The 17,963-nt window shown below is 69.4% G+C and carries 16 protein-coding genes and 3 pseudogenes; 10 read left to right on the forward strand and 9 right to left on the reverse strand.

The genetic code is table 11. From position 1 onward, the window contains the following. Positions 1-159: 159 nt before the first annotated feature. Positions 160-519: pseudogene (locus OG609_RS00785) on the forward strand (IS110 family transposase); the annotation flags it as partial. A gap of 164 nt (positions 520-683) precedes the next feature. Here OG609_RS00785 and OG609_RS00790 read toward each other — a convergent pair. Further along, a complete protein-coding gene (locus tag OG609_RS00790; RefSeq protein ID WP_327270946.1) occupies positions 684-1,235 on the reverse strand; it encodes a GNAT family N-acetyltransferase in 552 nt (183 codons plus the stop codon). 75 nt (positions 1,236-1,310) lie between these two features. On the opposite strand from OG609_RS00790, the gene OG609_RS00795 reads away from it, so the two are divergent. Beyond that, entirely contained in the window at positions 1,311-1,949 is a 639-nt protein-coding gene (locus OG609_RS00795; protein ID WP_327270947.1) for a TetR/AcrR family transcriptional regulator, read from the forward strand. Between the two features lie 296 nt (positions 1,950-2,245). Next, a complete protein-coding gene (locus OG609_RS00800) occupies positions 2,246-2,701 on the forward strand; it encodes a VOC family protein (protein ID WP_327270948.1) in 456 nt (151 codons plus the stop codon). A 21-nt stretch (positions 2,702-2,722) separates the two neighbouring features. On the opposite strand, the pseudogene OG609_RS45915 reads toward OG609_RS00800, so the two are convergent. After that, positions 2,723-3,406, reverse strand: a pseudogene (locus OG609_RS45915) (IS5 family transposase); the annotation flags it as partial. Positions 3,407-3,925: 519 nt separating this feature from the next. On the opposite strand from OG609_RS45915, the gene OG609_RS00810 reads away from it, so the two are divergent. The 7 genes and pseudogenes from OG609_RS00810 (at position 3,926) to OG609_RS00840 (ending at position 12,675) form a co-directional block, all read left to right on the forward strand. Further along, positions 3,926-4,372, forward strand: coding sequence for an SRPBCC family protein (locus OG609_RS00810; protein ID WP_327277898.1), 447 nt, complete (start codon positions 3,926-3,928; stop codon positions 4,370-4,372). Positions 4,373-4,537: 165 nt separating this feature from the next. After that, on the forward strand, positions 4,538-5,107 hold the full coding sequence (locus tag OG609_RS00815) for a TIGR03086 family metal-binding protein (RefSeq protein WP_327270950.1): 570 nt from the start codon (positions 4,538-4,540) through the stop codon (positions 5,105-5,107). 361 nt (positions 5,108-5,468) lie between these two features. Beyond that, complete coding sequence (locus OG609_RS00820; protein WP_327270951.1) at positions 5,469-6,671, forward strand: aminotransferase-like domain-containing protein; 1,203 nt, start codon at positions 5,469-5,471, stop codon at positions 6,669-6,671. Between the two features lie 662 nt (positions 6,672-7,333). Beyond that, positions 7,334-8,287: an immunity 49 family protein gene (locus tag OG609_RS00825; protein ID WP_327270952.1), complete on the forward strand. Its 954-nt coding sequence runs from the start codon at positions 7,334-7,336 to the stop codon at positions 8,285-8,287. Positions 8,288-9,023: 736 nt separating this feature from the next. Continuing rightward, positions 9,024-9,500: a hypothetical protein gene (locus OG609_RS00830; RefSeq protein WP_327270953.1), complete on the forward strand. Its 477-nt coding sequence runs from the start codon at positions 9,024-9,026 to the stop codon at positions 9,498-9,500. 291 nt (positions 9,501-9,791) lie between these two features. Then, a pseudogene (locus OG609_RS00835) lies at positions 9,792-10,790 on the forward strand (4-hydroxybenzoate 3-monooxygenase); the annotation flags it as partial. A gap of 190 nt (positions 10,791-10,980) precedes the next feature. Next, on the forward strand, positions 10,981-12,675 hold the full coding sequence (locus tag OG609_RS00840) for an IclR family transcriptional regulator domain-containing protein (protein ID WP_327270954.1): 1,695 nt from the start codon (positions 10,981-10,983) through the stop codon (positions 12,673-12,675). A 76-nt stretch (positions 12,676-12,751) separates the two neighbouring features. On the opposite strand, the gene OG609_RS00845 is transcribed toward OG609_RS00840, so the two are convergent. The 7 genes from OG609_RS00845 to OG609_RS00875 all read right to left on the reverse strand — a co-directional run bounded on the left by OG609_RS00845 (position 12,752) and on the right by OG609_RS00875 (position 17,962). Next, positions 12,752-13,318: a DUF6529 family protein gene (locus tag OG609_RS00845; protein ID WP_327270955.1), complete on the reverse strand. Its 567-nt coding sequence runs from the start codon at positions 13,316-13,318 to the stop codon at positions 12,752-12,754. 4 nt (positions 13,319-13,322) lie between these two features. Further along, positions 13,323-13,487, reverse strand: a complete 165-nt coding sequence (locus OG609_RS00850; RefSeq protein ID WP_327270956.1) for a hypothetical protein — start codon at positions 13,485-13,487, stop codon at positions 13,323-13,325. A gap of 456 nt (positions 13,488-13,943) precedes the next feature. Further along, complete coding sequence (locus OG609_RS00855) at positions 13,944-15,164, reverse strand: acyl-CoA dehydrogenase family protein (protein ID WP_327270957.1); 1,221 nt, start codon at positions 15,162-15,164, stop codon at positions 13,944-13,946. Continuing rightward, the gene (locus OG609_RS00860; RefSeq protein ID WP_327270958.1) at positions 15,161-15,574 is read right to left on the reverse strand and encodes a hypothetical protein; all 414 of its coding nucleotides are present in this window, start codon (positions 15,572-15,574) and stop codon (positions 15,161-15,163) included. Before OG609_RS00860 ends, OG609_RS00855 begins: the two co-directional genes overlap by 4 nt. Continuing rightward, complete coding sequence (locus OG609_RS00865) at positions 15,571-15,990, reverse strand: hypothetical protein (protein ID WP_327270959.1); 420 nt, start codon at positions 15,988-15,990, stop codon at positions 15,571-15,573. Before OG609_RS00865 ends, OG609_RS00860 begins: the two co-directional genes overlap by 4 nt. Beyond that, positions 15,987-17,549: a hypothetical protein gene (locus tag OG609_RS00870; RefSeq protein ID WP_327270960.1), complete on the reverse strand. Its 1,563-nt coding sequence runs from the start codon at positions 17,547-17,549 to the stop codon at positions 15,987-15,989. The genes OG609_RS00865 and OG609_RS00870 overlap by 4 nt, the downstream gene beginning before the upstream one ends. A 47-nt stretch (positions 17,550-17,596) precedes the next feature. Next, on the reverse strand, positions 17,597-17,962 hold the full coding sequence (locus OG609_RS00875; RefSeq protein ID WP_327270961.1) for a hypothetical protein: 366 nt from the start codon (positions 17,960-17,962) through the stop codon (positions 17,597-17,599). Position 17,963 lies beyond the last annotated feature (1 nt).

Consider the following 17,963-nt stretch of genomic DNA (forward strand, 5'->3'; position numbering starts at 1 on the left):
CGCCGAAACCAAGGTCCTCGCCGTCCTCCCCACGCTGCCGGACCGGCCGGGCCGACCCCCGCACGGCCGCATCGGAGTACGCCTCCACGCAGCGACTCGAATCCTCGGCCGACATGCCACCCACCCCGCAGACGGCCGGTAGGAGCGATGGCAGATCTAACGCCGTCCCGAGCCGCACGCCTGACCCGCACTCAGCTCCAGGCCGCGCTCAAGCGCGTCGGCCGCAAGCGTGGCCTGGAAGGCAAGGCCGACCGGCTCCGCGAAGTGTTCCGCGCTGACTGGGCCCATCAGCCGCCCCTGGTCGCAGACGCGCTCGGCAAGCAGCTGCTCGCCCTCCTCGGCCAGCTGGAAGCCGCAGCCACGGCCGTCGACGACCTCGCCCAGGCGGTGGAGGAAACCTTCCCGCAGCACCCGGACGCCGAGATCATCCTCAGCTTCCCCGGCCTCAATACCCAGCTCGTCGCCCGAGTTCTCGCCGAGCTCGGAGACGACCGCACGCGCTTCGCCGACGTCCGCGGCCAGTGCGTCAGGGCTTCGATCTTTTGTCGTTCGCTCCTTTGTCGTTCGCTGGGGTGATGACCCGCGGGATGTGCCAGACCCTCGGCTTCCTCAGTTGATCACTGCCGTGGACGCACTCTGGCGCCTTTCACCTTATTCACTCGCCGACTCAGCCCGGGAAGCACTCATGCCTGGTCGACAGGGCCCTTCTGGTTGCCCGCCGAGGTGGTGTGCAGGTCGAGGACCCAGTTCTGGCCGACGAGGTCGTGGCCGAAGCTGTTGTGGGGTTCCTCGTCGACGAGGATGAAGCCGAGACCCTGGTAGATCTTGCGCGCGGACACCAGCACATCGTTCGTCCACAGTGTCACCTGCCAGTAGCCGGCCTCTCGCGCAAAGACCAGACATTCCTCGACAAGGCGGGTGCCGAGGCCGAGGCCCCTGGCCTTCGGAGTAACGAGCAGGATGCGCAGCTTGGCCACCCCTGGTTCGTCGCCGGCGACGAGGAAGACGCAGCCCGCGCGCTCGCCGTCGACCTCGGCGATCCAGGCGGCCTCCTTGGCCCGGTCGCGGTCGGCAGCATAACCGGCGACGATCTTGGCGACCAAGGCTTCGAAGTCGGTGTTCCAGCGGAACTGCCGGTCGTAGATCTCACCGTGGGCCATCACCACCCAGCCCAGGTCACCGGGGCGGTTGGCACGGCGCACGATGACGTGCGGCTGGTGTTCTTGCTGCGACATGGGTTGCTCTCCTGGCCCCTCGACTGCATTTCATTGCCACTGACACAACTGTTTCAGTAACGCTAGGCTAGCTCCATGTCCCAGGAAGCGACAATCCCGTCCGCCCGGCAGGCCGAACTGCTGGAGGCCGCCTATCAGTACGCGCTCGCGCACGGCCTGGCAGACCTGTCCCTGCGCCCGCTGGCGTCGGCCATCGGCTCCAGCCCACGCGTTCTGATGTTCCTGTTCCGGAACAAAGACGGCCTGGTCAGGGCGCTGCTGGCGCGCGCCCGCACCGACGAGCTGACGGTCCTGGACCACCTTGCGCAAGCCGACCAGCCCATCGGCCTGGCCCCTGCGGCTGAGCACATCTGGGCCTGGCTCGCCGCCGAAGAACATCGCCCGCTGCTGCGGCTGTGGGCCGAGGCGTACACCCGATCCCTCGTCGAGCCCGGCGGCGCCTGGGCCGGCTTCGCCCGCGCCACCGTGAACGACTGGCTCGACGTCCTGGCCGCCTGCCAGCCACAGCCCGAGAGGGACAGTGAGGTCGGCGCCACCCGCCGTACCCTGGCCCTGGCCGTGCTCCGTGGCGCCCTGCTCGACCTTCTCGCCACCGATGACGAGCGCCGGGCCACCGCTGCTGTCCACCACCAGCTCGCCCTGCTGCGCGTTGTTGTCACCGATATCGGCGCCCTGCCGCCGGCCGACACGGCAGCCGTAGTTTGTGATCGATAGCATGCCGGTGCGGTCAGCGGCCGGGCGGGATAGCTTCAGGTAAATAGGGGATGGCGGCAAGGACGCTGTCCCCACCTCCACGGCGACCGCCCGCACGCGGCACCCAGCACCGATACGCTGCCTCTCAGGAATGACAACTCCCCTGGCTGAGATGCATGTGTCCTGTCGCTGCGTAATTGGCAGGCGCCCGTCGGTCGTCAGGAACGTGGCCTCGCTCATCCACCATCGCAGCCTGCTGGGTTACGGCCTGTTGCGAAAGTGGATCGTCTGTCAGACCTGCCTGGCATGCTCCGAGCATGGAGATGACAGTGCAGCTGACGATCGACTGCTCCGATCCGCAGAAAATGGTGGCTTTCTGGGCCGAGGCCCTGGGCTACGTGCCTGAGCCTCCGCCTGGCGGGCACGCCACGTGGCGTGCTTACTGGGCGGCGGTGGGGGTGCCCGAGGCGGAGTTGCCAGCCGGTGCCGGGGATATTCCGGAGTCCATCATCGATCCCGCGGGACGTGGACCGAGGGTGTGGTTCCAGCAGGTTCCGGAGCCGAAGGTCGCCAAGAACCGGTGGCACTTCGACCTGAAGGTCGGTGGGGGCCGTGACGTCCCACTGGACGTCCGCACACAGCGGGTCAAGGCTACGGTGGAACGGCTGGTCAAAGCTGGTGCCACCGTGCTGCGGATCAAGGATGAGCCGGACATGGGGCTCTACGCCGCCGCCATGCAGGACCCCGAGGGCAACGAATTCGACGTCGCCTGAGGGCCGTTGCGACGGTGCTGGTCACAGCCACTCGTTCACGGCTGCGACCAGCACAGTCGCCTCGTGGCGGACGGCGAGCTTGTCGTACCTCGTGGCCACTGCCCTGTGCCTTTTAAGTCGGTTGATCCCGCACTCGACCGCATGGCGCTCGCGGTAATCCACCGCATCGAAACGCGGCCGTCGGCCGCCACGGGAGCCGAGCTTCCTGCGGTTGCGGGCCTGGTCAGCCTTGTATGGGATGGTGCAGCGGATTCCACGGCGGTGCAGGTAGGCGCGGTTCTTGCGGGAGGAGTACGCCCGATCGGCGCGTACTCGATCGGGGCGGACGCGTGGCCGGCCCGATCCGATGCGGGGTACGCGGACATTCTCCAGCACGGGCTCGAATTACGGCGAGTCGCCGCGCTGCCCGGCCGTCGCCACGATCGACATGGGCTTTTGACCCTGCTCGACAGCCACGAGCAGCTTGGTGGTGAACCCGCCACGTGAGCGTCTCAGCCCGTGATCACGGGGCTCGGCCAGCACTCCGCCCGGTGGTTCGTTCTGTAGGTCCCCCTGCTTCCTGGCCCCTGCCGCATGCTGATGGGCGCGACACACTGTGGAATCGACGCTCAGGTCCCACGTGATCCCACCCTTCGCGTCGGCCTGGGACTGAAGTCGGGTGAGGACCCGGTGCCAGGTGCCGTCTCGTTGCCATCGGCGGAACAGAGCCTGGCTTCAGAGCCGCTACGGGATCCGGTTCAGCTCAGCCCCGTATGGACCTGTCGGATTGTGCAGGTGGTGCAGTCGGCATGAGGCTGGAGTCCAAGCCCGTGGGCGGCCGGACCAGGAACCCGGTGCGGCCGCGCCCAGCCGTCGAGCCGAGGGCGACCACGGCTGACCAGCCTGAGAAGCCAGGGGCCATCATTGTCGGAGTCGACGGCTCGGACTCATCGAAGCAGCCATTCGCTGGCCGTGCGAAGGGCGGAGTTCATCCATGGTGTGGCGAAAGCGGAAACCGTTGAGGATTTCCCGCAGTTCCACGGCGCGCTCGACTGATTGCCCCACACCAGCGGCGATGAAGCGGCCCGCCGGACGATCCGCGCACACCGGCTGACCCATCGCCAGGTTCTCGCGCCGGGCTTCACGGCTGCCCGGCGCCTGCTGTGCCGGGCGACCTCATCCCGGAGGAGCCATGACCGGCGGCATCTCCCATATCCCTCATCCTCCAGAAAGAACGTGATCAGCGTGGCCCGGAACTGCCGTCTGATCCTGAGCTCGCCGTCCGAGGTCTGGGGACTGCTGTCCGACGGCCACCGCTACGGGGAGTGGGTGACAGGAACCCAGCAGGTCCTCGCCGCGGACTCGCATTGGCCAGAAGTAGGCGCCCGCCTGAAAGTCCGAGTTGGTGCCGGCCCCCTGACCCTCGACGACACTTGCGTCGTCCGCATCTGCGAACCGCAACACCGCCTCGAACTGGAAGCCAAGGCAGATCCTTTCGGCGCAGCTCGCATCGCCATGAACTTGATCCCCTGGGGCGAGAACACCCTCCTCGTTCTCGACTGGCACCCCCTCCGGGGCCCCGGCACCCGGATGCATGGACTCCCCGTGGATTACATCGTCGCGGTCCGCAACGGCATGATGCTGACGAAGCTGGCCCGGATCGCGATGCGCGAGCATGGCGGAAGCGCTTGAGGCACCTTGCAGAACACCCGCCGCGGATCAGCTATCGAATTCAGGCCGCCTTCCGGAGCCGTCGCACGCAGAACGCCGGGAGGGGCTCGGTGAACGCACCCGGCTTTCTCCGGACCGCCGGAAAACCATCGGGTCACCTGACGGGTGCCGCCGTAGCCTTGCCTGATGACTACCACTTCTATTGAAGATCTCGCACGCGCGTGCGAAGCCGTCGGCGACCTGATCGCCGAGATCCGCCCCGAGCAGTGGAAAGCGCCGACGCCCTGCACGGGATGGAACGTGCGCGATGTGGTCAACCACCTGGTCGGCATGGACCTGGTGTTCGCAGCCTTGATCGAGGGTGGCCCGATGCCCGAGCGCGGAGCAGACCGCCTCGGTGACGACCCGGTCGGGGCCTGCCGGGCCTCCGGCGCTTCGCTGCAGGCCGCTTTCTCTCGTCCCGGGGTACTCGAGCGGAGTTATCGCGGACCCTTGGGGAGTGCCACGGGCGCCGAGCGCCTGCAGATCCGCCTGTACGATCTGCTCGCTCACGGATGGGACCTCGCCCAAGCCACCGGAATCCCTGCCCGGCTGCCCGAAGACCTTACCGAGCAGGCCCTGGCGTTCGTTCAGGTCCAACTCGCCCCCCAGTCCCGAACGGGACGATTCGCCGAGCCGCAACCCGTCGAGGAGACCGCTCCGGCCATCGATCGGCTTGCCGCGTTTCTCGGGCGGCCGGTCCCACCGCAGTTGTGAGACCGATCGCGGGCAACTGGCCGCCCCGAAGCCACGCCCGCTGCTGATCCACGGAGGGCGGCGAGAGGCAGGCCGGTGGAGCCAGGAGAACCTCGACGCTGGTGCGGATCCCGGTGAGGTTCCAGTCGCTGGTCCCGATCCGCGCGGCGGCAGTTGTCACGATGTCGACCTGCTCTCCCCTGCGCGAGGTCAGCGAGCAGATCGGCATGTCCGTCCCACTGGCTGTCAGATATTTGGCATGGTCACCACCGTGCGCAAGAGAGGACAAGAGCCGGGGCACACCGCACCCGGCCCGCCGCACGGCGACCGCATCGTGAAATCGCCCTGGCTGACGGACCGAAGCTTCGTAGGGTGCTCAGATATGACGACCACAGCCGATATCGGCACCACCGCCGCCCCTGCTCTTGCCGCCCGCACCGCCGACGTGGCGGCATCCCCCGTCCGGGAGATCCTGGCGCTGACCACCCGCCCCGAGGTCATCTCGTTCGCGGGAGGCCTCCCCGCCCCCGAGCTTTTCGACGCGGAGGGCATCCGCGCGGCCTACGACGCGGTGCTGCGCGAGTCGCCGCGGCAGGTGCTGCAGTACTCGACCACCGAGGGCGACCCGTCGCTGCGCGCAGCCGTCGCCACCCGGCTCACCACGCGCGGCCTGCCGACCGACCTCGAGGACCTGCTGATCACCGGCGGCTCGCAGCAGGGTCTGTCGCTGCTGGCCTCGGCCCTGCTGGAGCCCGGCGACACCGTCCTGGTCGAGGATCCGACCTATCTCGCCGCGCTGCAGTGCTTCGGACTCGCAGCCGCGCGGATCATCCCGGTCCCCTCAGATGAGGACGGCATCATGCCGGACGCGCTGGACGCTCTCGTCGCGGCGGAACGGCCCAAGCTGCTGTATCTGGTGCCCAACTTCCAGAACCCGACCGGCCGGACGCTGCCACTCGAACGCCGGCGAGCGGTCGCGGAGGTGGCGGCACGGCGCGGACTCTGGGTCGTCGAGGACGACCCGTACGGCGAGCTGCGCTTCAGCGGCGAACCGGTGCAGTGGATCTCTGGCTGTGCCGGGGCAAAGGACCGCACAGTGCTGCTGAGCAGCTTCTCCAAGGTGATGGCCCCCGGGCTGCGGCTCGGCTGGCTGCGCGGCCCGGCCGCGCTCCGGCGCGCCTGCGTCATAGCCAAGCAGGCCGCCGACCTGCACACGTCGACAGTCGACCAGGCCGCCACAGCCCGCTACCTCGCCGACTCCGACCTGGACGCCCACCTCACCACCGTCCGCAACGCCTATCGTGAGCGTCGCGACGCCCTGCTCGCCGGACTGGCGGACGCATTGCCCGCCGGGAGCAGCTGGAACCGTCCGGACGGCGGCATGTTCCTCTGGGCCCGCCTCCCCTCCGACCACGACGCGACCGCCCTGCTCCGGCAAGCGGTCGCCCACAACGTGGCCTACGTCCCCGGTGCTCCCTTCTTCGCCGGCCACCCGGACTTGGCGACGCTGCGCCTGTCGTTCACCACCCACACCCCCGCCGAGATCGCGGACGGCCTGACCCGCCTGGCCAAGGCACTCTGCTGACCCCAGCCCCCGCCAGGCACGGCCGTCCCCGATCGCAGAGCGTCAACAACTCCACGATGGGGGACGCCGTGTCTGTGCCCTGGCCCTGCCCTACCGGCGGGCGCTCCAAGTGCCGCTGAAGCGGTGGCCCGCCGAATCCGGGCATCCCCTCAGGCCAGCCCCGCCTGGAGATCCGCATGAGGGGTTCACGAACGCCCTTCGCCGTTCCCCTTCCCTATACGGTGAACTTCGCGACTTGCCCGGACCTCCCGGCACCGAAGAAAGAGCCACGATGCACTGCCCGACCGCGACGCCGGGCAAGGACGCTGTCCCCGTGTAAAGCGACACATCACAGTGGGACACGGCCTTTGCCGCGAGTCCGAGTCGTCGTGAGGCACGTTGGCGACGTACGGCACATACAGCCGTTCGACGTCATTCGGTTCCGGATGACGTCGCCGACGTCCAACGTGCCTTCACGCGAAGAGGAGTTGGCCCACCTCGTACCGAAGGAAGTGAGGTCCCACATCGGGCGGAAGGGTCCCGGTGCAGACAGGAGCGCGGCGGCACCGCCCACTCAGCGCCCCTGTTTGCTGCCGGGATCTCACGGCCAGACCCAGGGCAATGTCCGATCCGGCTGATAGCGTGCCGCGTCCGGCAGAAAAGATCATGAGAGGACGGCAGCCGTGCAGGAAGTGACGCGCCACGGGGTCAGCGGACAGCACATAGCCCAGGCACTCGACGACATCAGCCGACGGACTCGGGGGCGGTGGCACTGGATGCGCTACGACGACCCGTCCCCCGAGAAGCTGCAGGAGATGCATGACGAGCTCCTCGACCACATCGCCGCCCGCACCGTGGAGGATCCCGCGCTCGACGAGGCATCGCGCTCGGCACTTCGGACCGCGGCGGAGTGTTCCCTGGGAGTGCTGAGCGTTGGCTGCTTCCCCGACGGCGACCAGGAGATCGTCTTTCCGCTCATCGGCGAGAGGCTCAGCAGCGATGACATCGCCTTCGGCGACGTCATCGAGCAGGCCCCCACGGCCGGAACGTGGGTCGACGCGTTTACGATGTGCCTGGTCAGTGGCCTGGTGTGGGAATGGCGACGGGTGATCGGTCTGCTGCTGCGGGACGACTACGCGCCCGCGATCCGCGACGGAGTGCCGTACTCAGAACTGAACTCGACGTCGGATCCGGCGGACCTTGCCGCGATGGATGCACTGTGCGGCTACCTGACCCAGGCGCGCGGGCACCTGCCCCGAGACTGGCCCACCGTGACCCTGTGCAAGCCGGACGCCGACGAGCGCGCCGAGGCGGCCCGGAAACTGGACGCAGCCGGCCCCCTGACACCGGACCAGCTCCTCCTTCGCGTACTCCTCGATGACGACCAGCACGCCTTTGAGCAGGCTCTCGCGGCCCGGCTCATCGAGCACCGGGAAAGCGTGGGACCCGATCCTGTCCCCAGGACTCTGCTGCCGCTCGGCGCCCTTGGCCTGGCCGCCCTTGCGGTCCAAGTGCATGGGTGGGAGTTGGGCATCCGGTCCGGCTATCTGCCGCACGGCATGCTGGGTTCACCGGAGGCGCTGCGGCGAGCGGCGGACGCTGGCGGGAATGGCCTGGGCTATTGGACCGCAAAGTAATCAATTCGGACAGCCCTCAGTCCTCAAGCGCTTACGGAGGGCGTTGTACTGTCTGCTGTTGGTGAGCGGTGCGGCGCTGTCAGTGGGCTTGCCTACGGTGCCAACATGACTAGGTGATGTCGCGTAACACTGCCGAGCCGCAAGCCGTATTCGCCCTGAAAGGTGGCACGTTGCCTGACATGGATGGTCTGGTTGACGCGGACCCGGGACATGTGAGGCTGCTACTGGAGGGGCATACCAGCGCTGCGGCACGGTTGCTGGCGGCGGTGTATCGGGCCTCGGAGCACGTTCACCGAGATCTGGACGCGGGGTTGCGGCGGCAACTGCTGGCACTGGACTCGGCCCGATACGGGGACCACGAGTTCTCGGCCCGGATCAACCTTGATCTTGTCCAACACTTCCCTCATCGACGCTCCCGCGGTTGAGGGTGCTGGACACGAGACGGGCCGATCGCGCCAGGTCGGGGTGGAGATGCGGTGAGCACTTCGCACGGGAAGGCCGAACCGTAATCGGAATGACGGTGCGTCAAAAGAACTCCCCAACGGCGCCACTGTGAAGCTCGGCGTGTTCCTCAGTAACCCGAGAACCCGCCGCGACCGCCTCACCTAAGACCAGCTCACCGCCCTTGCAGAGCTGGGCAAATGGGCATGACACCGGCATCTTTGCGTGGACGGCTACCAGGCAGCCGACCGCCCATGTCTGTTCAGTTGTGGGACAGGCTCCGTACGCTGTGGCCATGGAGTGGACAACGCTGTTCAGCACGGCGTTCGGAGCAGTGATCGGTGTCGGAAGCACCTTGCTCGCGGACCGGTTGCGATGGCACCGGGACACCAGTGAACGTGATAGAGAGGCTCTGCGTACGTCCTACGCCCAGTTCCTGGAAGCGCTGACCCAGGCCCGGGACATAGTCAGCCAAGCAAGCCGGGACTCGAACACCTCAGAGGAGGATCGGCGGATAGCGCCGACCGCACTGTTCGATCACGGGGTCTACGTCAAGCAGTACCAGCTAGAGCTCTTGGCCCCGCCGCAGGTCGTGACGAAGGCGAGAGACGCCGCCCACAAGCTGGCCCAGTACCGGGATGTGGTGGCGGCTGGTGCCAGACGAGACGATCCGGAATGTGAGCAGTCGCGCCGCGCCTTCCGCGTCGCCCGCGAGGAACTGATGGAAACCATGCGCATCGCTGTGGCACGCAAGACCAACCACACCGGTTAGGTACCCGCAGCTCGGCTGTTGCGCATCTGGCGGTGTCCCAGCACGGTGGTCGGCCAGTCTGCGCACGGACGTACGCAGACAAACAGGGCACCCACTCAGCCCGCGCACCGGGCTGCCCGTCACGAGTAACGTTGTTCAGCAGCAGCCGACTTGGGCATGGAGTGGGCGTGAAACCGACCGCAGCCGGCCGTTGAACCTGTCGTTCGGCGAAGGCCGCCCGCGCGGCGAACCGCCAGCTCATGGCCAGCCTCAACACCGCGAAGGAGAAGCCCTGATGAGAAGCTGGAGTCGGGTGCGGGCGAGCGGCTGGACCGCGAGGGTCTGGTCCACGACGGCATCGAGCTGCGCTGGGACCGCCGGTCACAGCGCATCGACTTCCCGTCGCTCACCGACGGCCGCAAGGTGTGGGTGTACGCCCAGACCGAGGTCGTCAAGGACCTGATCGCCCTTCAGGTGGCGGACGGCGCCCCGCTGTTGTTTCAGGCCCAGGTGAACGCAGTCGCCGGAGCAGACACGGACCGGCCCGTCATCCACTACACCCACCAGGGCAAGGACAGGATGCTCAGCTGCGACTACATCGTGGGCTGCGACGGATTCCACGGCGTGACCCGCAGGGCGGTCCCGGACGGTGTCGTGAGCACCTTCGAGCGGGTCTACCCCTACTCGTGGTTCGGCATCCTGGCCGATGTCCCGCCGTCCTGCGACGAGCTGATCTACGCCCATTCGCCGCGCGGCTTCGCCCTGCACAGCATGCGCTCCGCCACGGTCAGCCGGCTGTATCTGCAGGTCCCGAACGGCACCGACCCGGCCGACTGGCCGGACGACCGCATATGGGACGAGCTGGACGCCCGTTTCGCGACCGACGGCGACTGGCGGCTCGCACGCGGCCCGATCACCTCCAAGGCAGTGCTGCCCATGCGCAGCTTCGTCACCGAGCCCATGCGCTGGGGCCGGGTCTTCCTGGCCGGCGACGCCGCGCACATCGTGCCGCCCACCGGTGCCAAGGGGCTCAACCTCGCTGTCTCCGACGTCGTCGTGCTCGCCCGGGCCTTCGCCCATCTGAAGGACAGCGGCTCCGCCGAGCTGCTCGACGAGTACTCGGACACCTGCCTGCGCCGGGTGTGGCGCGCGGAGCACTTCTCGTACTTCATGACGACGACCTTGCACACCGACCCGGGTCAGAGCGCATTCGAGACCCGGCTCCAGGTCTCCCAGCTGGACCGCGTCTCGTCGTCCCGGCACGCGGCCGCGGAGCTGGCCGAGAACTACGCGGGCCTGAGCATCGGTTGAACCCTTGCTGACGCAGCGGCGGTGCGGGGCCCGAAGAGGGCCGCGCACCGCAGGCGTTGCCCGGGGCCGGGCGCCGGTCATCCCGACAGCGCAGGCGAAGCGGGAGCGCAGGGCCCGACCGCCTCGCGCGGCCGAAGGGTCCGGCGGGTACGGTTTCCGCACACCCCGGAGGCTCGACGAGGAGGACCGCATGCCGCATGCCGCGACCGCATCGAAGGCGGACGCCGCAGAACCCGGCGGCGACCCGGTCGGACCGCTGGAGCGCGGTCTGGCCGTGCTGCGCGCCCTGGCCGCCCACCCCGGACCACGGATGCGTCCCGGCGATCTGGTCCGCGCCACCGGCCTGGCCCGCTCCACCGTCGACCGCATCGTCACCACCCTCACCCACCTGGGATACCTGCGCATCGAGGACGACCGCGACGTGCTGCTCGCGCCTCGCCTGATGGAGCTGGGCAATGCCTACCTCACCTGCTCCGGTCTCCCCGACGCCCTGGAACCGCTCGCCGTCGCGTTGGCCGACGAGCTGGACGAGTCGGTCTCCCTCGCGGTGCCGGACGGCGCCGGGGTGCGGTTCATCAGCCAGTCCACCCGGCGGCGCACCATGGCGCTGGCCTTCCGGATCGGCGACCTGCTGCCCGCCGAGCGCTGCGCCCCGGGCGCCCTCTTCGCCGCCGACTGGAGCCCCGAGCAGCAAGCGGCCTGGCGTACCCGGCTGCGCGAGGACCCCCGCGACGCCGGCTTCCCCGCCGTTCCTCCCCGCCCGGCGCCACCGGCCCCCGACGAGGCGGAGTCGGCCTTCCGGCAGCGGGTGGCCGACGCCCGGGACGCCGGCTGGGCCGTCGACGACCAGCTGATCGAGCCCGGTCTGGTAGCCGTCGCGGTCCCCGTCCACGCGCCCGACGGCAGCACCGTATGTGCGCTCAGCGTGGTCAGTCACACCAGCAGGCACAGCGCTCGTTCGCTGGCCGAGCACGCCCTGCCCCGACTGCGGGAGTACGCGGCGCGGATGGAGGCGGCACTGGCCTCCCCCGCGCCGACGGCCACGCCGCACGCACCCGGCGGCCGGGACACCTCACGCGCCACGAAGGCAGAGCTGGGTCCGGAATTCCTGCAGTCGCTGACCCGGGGACTGGCCGTGCTCACCGCCCTGGGATCGACACCCGGTGGGCTCACCCTGTCCGGCGCCGCGGAGGCCACCGGCCTGGCCCGCGCCACCGCCCGCCGGGCACTGCTCTCCCTCCAGCAGCTGGGGTACGCGGCCCCTGCCGGTGAGGGGCGCCGCTTCACGCTGCTGCCCAAGGTGCTGGAACTGGGCTACGCCCGGCTCTCCCAGCTGACCTTCGCGGAGATCGCGCAGCCCCATCTGGCCCGGCTGGTGGAGCAGGTGCACGACTCGGCGTCCGTCGCAGTGCTGGCCGACGACGACATCATGTACGTCGCCCGGGTGCACACCGTACGCATCATGAGCGTCAACATCACGGTCGGCACCCGCTTCCCCGCGTACGCCACCTCCATGGGCCGGGTGCTGCTGGCCGGTCTGCCCGAGCAGGAGGCGGCCGAGCGGCTGGTCCGCGCCTCGGTGCGGCCGCTGACCCCGTTCACCCGGGTCGATGCCGCCGATCTCGCCGAGGCCGTGGCGCAGGCGCGACGGAACGGTCACGCCCTGGTGGACCAGGAACTGGAGGAGGGCCTGCGGTCGATCGCGGTCCCGATGCACGACCGTACCGGCCGGGTGGTGGCCGCCGTGAACGTCTCCACCCACGCCAGCCGGGGCACCCTGGACGATGTGCGGCGAGCGGTGCTGCCCGCGCTCACGGCGGCGGCTGCCGCGATCGAGCAGGACCTGGCGGTCGTGACGGAACGGGTCCGGCTCGCGATCCCCTGACGGCTCGCCCGTGCAGGGCGGCGTCGATGAACGCGGCGACGTCGCCGTGCACATCGCCATACGCCTCACGCTCAACTCACAGGCCGGGGACCTGGAAGCCGTTCAGGTACCAGAAGGGGGCGGCGTACCAGACCAGGGCGATCGCGGTGACGAGGGTGCCTCCAGCCAGAGGGAGTGCCCAGCTGGGCCAGTGGCGGTGGCGGACCACGATGACCTTGGCGACGAAGGCCCCGTAGAGGAAGCAGCCGGTGAGCGAGTGCAGCGCCACGCGGGCGTCGGTCAGCTGGACGCCGTAGGTGGTGATGCAGTGCTGAGCGATGGGGAGGGAGAGGAGGAAGGCGGTCAGACCGATGAGGCGGTGCGTCGTGTGGACCCGGTGCGGTGCGGTTCGCAGTGCGGGCAGGCGGCCGTACATCCAGAGGGCGAGAAGTAGCTGAATCAGCGCCAGGCCCAGCAGTGCGGAGCCGAGTTGGGCTTTGAGCAGTCTGGCGTCGTCGCCGCGCTGCCCGAAGAGGCTGTTCTCGTAGGCGGGGGTGTGTACCCGGCCGTACCAGTAGAGGCCGATCATGACCGCCACGGGCAGGAGCATCCACAGGACGCCGTAGAGCCGTCGGTGGTTGGCAGGGTGAGCGAGGCCGTCCACGTGATCAGCCGCCCCCGCTCTCGATTTTGCCGCCCTGGAACTGGACGGCATCCCACGTGGTGCCGAGCGCGGCGCTGGGAGTGCCGGTGGTGCGGGCCGACGGCCCGGAGACAAAGCGAGGATCGGTGCGGGCGGATGCGACCGCCGCCGGTGCGGGCTGCGGGCTCACGCCGATCGACGTCCTTCTGCCGCCCGAGCAACCGTTTTGCACCGTGGCACGCATGGCGCCAGCGGCGACCGAGGCGGTCGCGAGGCGAGGGTTTCTCAACATGTTCTCCAGGCGTTGCGGGCCGATCTCGCCAGTACGTCCGAAGAGTCCCTGCCGGGTCCAGTCGGCGCGCCAGCAGGGACGCGAATCGAGGAGAGCGGTTGGGCCGGACGGCCGACGAGAGCGGGCACCTTCAGGTGCACCGCCGGACGCCCCTGCCGACGCGGCCATGCTCGTCGCCTGCCGACCGGCGCGCAGGCCGTCGCGAGCCGTACGTGCCCCGCGCGCCGAGCCGGCCTCAGGCGCGACGGCTGCGCGCCCAAGCACTCGTAGATCGCTGGTCTCGCATGTCCATGCATCGTCGTCGATGGATTCCCTGCGATGACGTGTTCCCTTACCTGGCTTGAGGGTTCGGCGTCATGGTCTGTGGAACGACGGGTCGTGCTGCTCGCCGAGTACGGCCTGCCCGATGGTCGCCAGGACGTCATCGTCGTTGTCATGGAGCTCGTAGAAGGTCAGGTCGCGCAGGATCCGCTCCACGGGGCTCGGGCGGATCAGGCTGCGGGCACCGCACGCGCGGATGACGTGGTGCACTGTCTCTTCCGCCAAATGCTCGATCACATGCCAGGCCCTGCTGCCGGCGATCCGTGCCTCCTCGACCCTGCCTTCGTCCCACAGACCGGCGACGTAGCGCAACCAGAGACGGGCGGTGTCGATGTTGACCGCCATGCTGCCGACCCGCTGCTGCACATGGGGATCACCGCCCTTGCCCTGCCGCATCAGATACCCGAGCCCGTATTCGTTCGCGGCCAGAGCGCCACCGAGGAAGCTGGCAGCGTAGTGCGGGATGAAAGCGGTCTGCCAGTGCCCTTCGAAGTAGCCGCCGGGGCGGCCGATGAGATGCTCGCGCGGTACGAAGGTGTCGTGGAACCGCACCACATGGCTGACCGTCGCGCGCATGCCGATCGGGTCCCACCACGAACTGTCCACAGTCACAGTCGGATCGGACAGGTCGCAGGCGAGCAGCAGGAGATTTCCGTGGGCCTCCCGGCTGTGCCGGGCTCCGCCGGGGCCGGCCGGATCGACGAGCAGGATCGCCCACTGGGCTCCGGTGGCACTGGTGGCAAAGGCCTTGCTGCCGCGGAGGGTCCAGCCGCTGCGGACGGGTGTCAGCATGGTGCCGAAGTGACCGCTCTCACCCGGCTTGGGGGCCTGGGGTTCTCCGCTCCAGGCGGCCCATTTCTCTCCGTGTTCGACCACACCGGTGAACCAGTGTCGCTTCTGCTCCGGGCCGGCCAGGGCGTCGATGAGGACGAGCGCGTTGGCGTGCCCCTCCCAGCAGCGTGCGAGTGACAGATCGGCCTTGGCCAGCGTGGTGGTCATCTCCCACAGGGGCAGGGTGTTGCGCTGCTGGGGGCCGTAGCCCAGGCCGCCGTGCTCCCGCGGCACAGGGGCGGCCAGGAACCCGCCGGAGAACAGATCGTCGAAGTCCTCGGCGGGGAAGACGGCCCTGCGGTCGTATTCCTCGGCGCGGGGGGCGAAGTTGTCCGCGGCCAGCTTCGCCACGGCGTCGAGAACGACCCGGTCGCCCCCGGCCACCGGATCGCGGGCCGGACCGTGGCCCAGGTCGTCGGTCATAGGAGGACGGCCCCTTCCGAACGGTAGAAGTGGGCGCGGTACATCACGTTCGGTATCCGCGGATCGACGGTATGGACGGTATGGACATCGATGGTCAGCAGGCCGCGGTTGAGATAGCCGCAGAGGATGACCTGGCGGGAGCCGAGCGGACCTTCGGCGAGGAAGGCCACGGCCTCGGGGGCGTCCATGTCGTCGGCCAGCGGGACGGCGGGCAGGGTGGCGCCGGTGACGGGCGTTGCCGTCGGCACGCGCGTCTCTTGTGACGGGTCCGGGTCGCCGCGCTCGGTGATCCGCAGCATGAGCTGGCTGCCGTCGACCGCGGCATCGACCAGGTCGATACCTGTGGCGGTGGTGTCGAAGTTGACCCAGCCACCGGCCAGCGGCGTCGCATCGACCGTCCGTGCTGTCATGTCCGCCCCTCCGCCCTGTGGAAGAACGAGCGGGCCCAGTGGTCGGCGCCCCCGCCGCCATCGCTGAAGATACTGCTCGTGGTGGCCACCAGGATGCCCGTCTTGTGGTAGGCGCACAGGACAGTGCGCAGCGAGCCGAAGTGGTAGATCGCCGAGAACGACCAGGCGGCCGATGGGGTTCCTGGCGCGGTGTACACGACCGCCGACACCTCACCCCAGTCGCGCGGCTGCGGGCTGCCGGTGCCGAAAGCCCTGACGTACAGGCCCTTCTCGTGCCACGTCACCTTCAGCCGTAGGGCGCCCTTCGAACTGCCCTGGTCGGTGTTGACCCAGTCGCCCAGCAACGCCGAGACGTCGGGGGTGTCCGGCGGCCGCGGTGCGGCCGGTCCGGCGGGGGAGGCCGAACGGGTTGTCATGGGGCCTCTCCGCTCGTGGGTTGCATCGGGGACTGCGCCGGGGGCGATTCCCCCGGCTCCGTGAGGTCGTGGACGTCGGCGCACTCGACCGGGCTGAAGCAGAGGGAGCGCACTGGCAGCGCATCCGGGAACGGATGGCCTGTCAACAGCCGAAATTGTTCGCTCACTTCGACGTGCAGGACGTCCCAGCCGTCGATGCCGGTCAGTCCGCGGGCGCGGGTGGCGCTCATGAGCGCGGTCGGAGGATCGCGGTAGACCATTTCCAACACCGCCGCGTCCGGGTCGACGGCGGCAACCGGAAACGGTTGCCTTTCCGCCAGGGGCGTGGCGTGGACGAGCACAGCGTGTCCTGCCGGGGAGAACCGGGAGAGCGGTACGTAGGGAGCCCCGAGGCGCGAGGAGGCTTCCCGGCCGCGCGCATGCCCCCGGTTGACCAAGGTCACCCGGGCTCCGGCCTGGAGCAGGGCCAGCGCGACGGCCTGCCCGGTGCTGCCGCAACCGATGACGGCGGCCCTGCGGCCGCTGGGGTCGACCCCGGCCCGGGCAAGGATGTGCAGGACAGCGGCGGTGTCGGTGGTGGCCGCCCGCCAGCGCCCGGCGTCGAGCCACAGAACGTTGGCCGCGCCGCACCGCAGCACCTGCGGGCCGACGATGTCGGCCACTTCGACCGCGCTCTGCTTGTGGGGAGCGGTCACGGTCAGCCCGCGTAGGGGCAGCCGGGCCAGCGCACCGAAGCCGTTGGCCCAGTGCCAGAAGCGGGGGAACGTGTCCACCTGGAAGGGCAGGTAGAGCGCGGGCAGCCGCAGCTCTCGCAACGCCGCATTGTGCAGCCGGGGTGACAGCGAGCGTCCCGAGGTATGGCCGACAATGCCGAACAGGGCGCTGAGCGGTGGCAGAGCGGGCAGTCCGTAGTCAGTCAGGAGTTGGCCCACGCTCGGCATTCCGTCCGCCCCCGGGGCACCGGCCCGGCCGAAGGCAAGGGGCGCGCCCAGCCACGGCGCCAGCACCCGTGTCCAGGTGCCGGCCGGACCGGACGCGAACGCCGTCACGTCGGAGCGCCCGAGCCCGGTGAGCAGCAGCGGCGAGGCCGACCCGTACTGGATTCCCGACTGCGACACGAGGAGATACAGCAGCGCAGGTGTGGTGGCCATCGCGGCGAACCGCTCCCGCAGTTCCGCGGATGCCTCCAGCACGCCGGCCCCGTGGTCGGCGCTCCGCTCGGGGCGTGCGGGTTCGGGCTGGTGCCAGGAGACGCGTCGCTGCCGGGCGGGGATCCCCGCCAGCAGTTCCGGGACCAGGTCGTCCACGGCCTCCAGATCGACCACGTCATAGTGGTCCGCCGCGCGGAGGAGCCGAGTGCGGCGTTCTACCGGGCCGGCAGCCGAGCGACCGCCGTGGCGCGGGGAGCGCAGGCTGTAGGTCACTGGCCCGGTGAAGTGTCGACGCAGCCGGTGCGGATCGGGGTCGCCGACCAGGTCGGCACGTACCTCCAGCGCGTCGGCCACCCCTGCGAGGCCGCGCAGGCGAGGCGCGGTGAGATCCTCAGGTTGGGTGACCACTGCGACTATGTGTGCTCGCCGCGTGACGGCGGCATCGCACCCACTCATCAGCCGCTCCATTGGACGTACTCCTTCAGAGGGGCCCGCGGCAGGACGAACCGATTGACAGCCGGGGTGCACACGATGGGACGGTCGGAGTCGATGCCCAGCAGCAGGCGCAGTACATCCGCGTAGCCGGCGGTCGGCGGCCCGTAGAAGCACAGGTTGTCGCGGAAGTGGGCCCGTACGGCGGCGGTGTCCGCGGCGTCTTCCCCCTTGGCCGGCAGCGCTCCCGACCTGGCGGCGCGGGCACGGCGTTCGACGACGTCGTCCAGCGACGGCGGCCGGTTGGCGTAATCAGGCGTGGGCCGATCACCGCGGTCGAACGCCTCGCACAGGGCGTCCACCAACGCCTCCGGGATGCTGCCGATCACC

Origin of the sequence: Streptomyces sp. NBC_01224, from assembly GCF_036002945.1 — a bacterium.
GTDB lineage: Bacteria > Actinomycetota > Actinomycetes > Streptomycetales > Streptomycetaceae > Streptomyces.